At 48.0% G+C, this 3,576-nt stretch carries 1 protein-coding gene and 1 pseudogene; both read left to right on the plus strand.

What is annotated here, in order from left to right:
* Window positions 1-2,588, plus strand: a pseudogene (gene pgmB, locus RMO35_RS25505) (beta-phosphoglucomutase); the annotation flags it as partial.
* A gap of 196 nt (window positions 2,589-2,784) precedes the next feature.
* Complete coding sequence (locus RMO35_RS24255; RefSeq protein WP_309745165.1) at window positions 2,785-3,351, plus strand: dihydrofolate reductase family protein; 567 nt, start codon at window positions 2,785-2,787, stop codon at window positions 3,349-3,351.
* Window positions 3,352-3,576: the final 225 nt, after the last annotated feature.

The following is a 3,576-nucleotide window of genomic DNA, read 5'->3' on the forward strand; positions in this document are numbered from 1 at the left end:
CCTCAGGCGTTGCCAGCCACATTAGTGCATGGCGTATATGACGATGTGCCTGGGGTTTATACCGAGCTAGCAAATTGTCCTGATTGGCTGTCATTAACGATTGTGGTCAACGGAGAGCGGTTTCGACTCGATCGCGGCGAAATTCTCCATTACGAGCGGCAGTTGGACTTACAGCATGGTATCCTGAGTCGATCGATCCGCTGGCGTAGCCCGATTGGAAATACCGTGGATTTAAAGTTCGATCGGTTTGCTAGTTTGGCAGATCGGGAGGTATTGGGACTGCGGTGCCAGATTACGCCGATCGATTTTGATGGCACAATCGAGATTCAATCTACGCTTAATGCTTATCCAAATAATCAAGGCTTCGACCATTGGGAGCAACTAGATCGAGGCACAATGGAGCAAGGAATTTGGCTCCAGCTTCGCACCCGCACTTCGCAGATCGAACTTGGCATGGCAGCTAAAATGACGGCGATTGGCTCCGATACGTTATCGCAGGTGACGAACCCGCTCGACTGCCCCACCCTGACGATCTCTTTTAACGCCACAGCAGGGCAGACCGTAGGCGTGGAAAAGGTTGTGACCTTGTTTACATCCCAGGATGCAACGCGACCCGTTCAGGCAGCTCAAGCTCAATTGACCGATCTGCCAGCTTATGCGTTGTTGCTCGACGCACATCAGCAGGCATGGAGCCAAGTCTGGCAAGATAGCGATGTCGAGATTGAGGGAGATATTCAGGCTCAGTTGGCAGTGCGCTACAACCTGTTTCAACTCTTGATTAGTGCCTGTCCCCACATCACTGGTGACTGCTCGGATAACAATCGAGTCAGCGTTCCCGCCAAAACACTGTCGGGTTTGGGCTATCGGGGGCACGTCTTTTGGGATACCGAAATATTTATCTTGCCCTTTTTCACCCTGACTCAACCCGATGTCGCACGGAGCTTGTTGACTTACCGCTACAAGACTTTGGATGGAGCGCGGCGCAAAGCCGCAAATCGTGGGTATCAAGGGGCGATGTTTGCTTGGGAAAGTGCCGCCACTGGCGACGAGATGACCCCCCGTTGGTCGATTTTAGACGATCCTTATGCGGAAGCTGTGCGATTGTGGAGTCGCGATCGCGAAATTCATATCAGCTCGGACATTGCCTATGCTGTCTGGCAATACTGGCAAGCAACGGGCGATAACATTTGGTTCCGCGACTATGGAGCCGAAATTATCCTCGATACGGCTCGGTTCTGGATGAGTCGGGTGGACTGGAATGCTCAACGCGAACGGTATGAAATCCGTGGGGTAATCGGAGCCGATGAATATCACGAGCAGGTGAATAATAATGCCTATACCAATCAGCTAGTGCAGTGGCATCTAGAAAAGGCGATCGCTGTCTATGCCTGGTTACAGGAAAACTTTCCAGGGCGGATGAGTGAATTGGATAGCCGCCTACACCCCACGCCAGCGAGAGGGTTGCGGATTGAGGCAACCGCCACCCAAATGTACATCCCCAAGGATGCCAAAACCGGACTAATCGAGCAGTTTGAGGGTTTTTTCCAACTCAAGGATATCAATTTAAACGACTACGAACCGCGAACTCGATCGATTCAAGCTGTACTCGGCATGGACGCAACAAATCAGACGCAGGTACTCAAGCAGCCCTAGTCGATCTCGAAGATAGTCGCGGCAACACCGCCGATGGTATTCATGCGGCTTCGGCTGGCGGTGTCTGGCAAGCAGTGGTGTTCGGTTTTGCAGGGATTCAACTGACGGATAGTGCCCCTGTCGCGAATCCCCATCTCCCACCAAATTGGACTCGGCTTAAATTCAAGCTCAACTGGCGCGGCACTTGGCATGAATTCGATCTATCACCCTCAGTCGCTCCAGCTCCGGCAATTGAGGGCTATATCTTCGATGTTGATGGGGTATTAACGGATACTGCCGAATATCATTACCGAGCTTGGCAACGACTGGCTGATGAAGAAAAACTGCCATTCGACAGACAGGCAAATGAAGCCCTACGCGGTGTAGCTCGACGCGAATCTCTCATGCACATCGTCGGCGACAGACAGTACTCAGAAGCCGCACTTCAAGAAATGATGGCGCGTAAAAATCGCTACTACCAGGAATCGATCGAAAGTATTACGCCCAAAGATATGTTTCCCGGAGCCGTCGAGTTATTACAAGAACTCCGACAAGCAGGACTCAAAATCGCGATCGGTTCTGCGAGTAAAAATGCCCGCACTGTAATTGAGAAATTAGGGATTGGTAATTTGGTGGATGCGATCGCCGATGGTAATAGCGTCGAGCGTCCTAAGCCAGCCCCAGACGTGTTTCTAGCTGCTGCAAACCAGTTAGGACTCGCTCCCTCCCACTGTGTGGTGGTAGAAGATGCCACTGTGGGCATTGAAGCGGCGATCGCGGGTGGAATGCGATCGATTGGCATCGGCCCTGCTACTCGCGTTGGAGCGGCAAATATCATCCTCCCCAACTTGATTGGCGTTCATGCGATCGATCTCCAGAACCAATTCAAACTGGCTCCAAAAAACTCCACCCAACCCACAGTGACAAGCAAATTGCCAGTAGCATCGATCCTTTAAATAAACAAGGTTGCTAAGGGGAAATTCAAATAAAAAAGGAGGTAATTAAGTGTAGCAACTATTCAGCTTTACCGGATTGATTCCAACGATTTTGGTACTACCATTATTGATTTTTCATCTGTAGGCGATCGCTTAACAGATGCGGCGATTTCAATACGCTTAGTTAAATCATCAACTTGAACATAGGAGAATTGAAATGAGAAAATTAAAATTACAAATGCAAATAACCATTGATGGTTTCGTGGCAGGAGCCAATGGTGAAATGGACTGGATGGTGTTCGACTGGGATGATGAAATGAAAAACTATGTCAATGAAATCACCGAACCCGTTGACTGTATCATACTAGGACGTAAACTTGCACAAGGGTTTATACCTAGTTGGACATCCCGAATTGCCAACCTAGAAACGGCAGATGCTTTCGCTCACAAAATGGTTGACACACCTAAAATCGTTTTTTCAAAAACACTTGAAAAAGCAGAGTGGGAAAACACAAAGCTAGCTAAGGGCAACACTATGCAGGAAATTGCTCAACTTAAGAAACAATCCGGTAAAGACATCATTGTCTATGGAGGTGGCAGTTTTGTGTCGTTCTTAATCATGGAGAGACTCATTGATGAATACAATCTTTTTGTTAATCCTGTAGCTTTAGGAAAAGGCATGACGATATTTAATGACTTGGAAAATAAGCTAAATCTAACTCTTGTAAAAAATAAAGCATTTGACTGTGGAATTATTCTACTTTGTTACGAGCCAAAACGATAAAAGAAAGTCTACTGAAACCATTAGAGGCGAAACAGCCTACTTCAAGGAATATCGCTTGCTTCAACTCTGTCGTTTGACAATTATCCGATTAAAAAGAGAGTAAATCTAATGAAAAGCTTTGACCACATTTCGGGGCAATACCTACAGGTAGACGGAACAAAAATCTACTACGAAATAGCTGTCAGCAAAGACAGTCACCTGCAAGCAGCAACAATTTGCACGTCG

The sequence above is a fragment of the Chamaesiphon sp. OTE_20_metabat_361 genome, assembly GCF_031364565.1.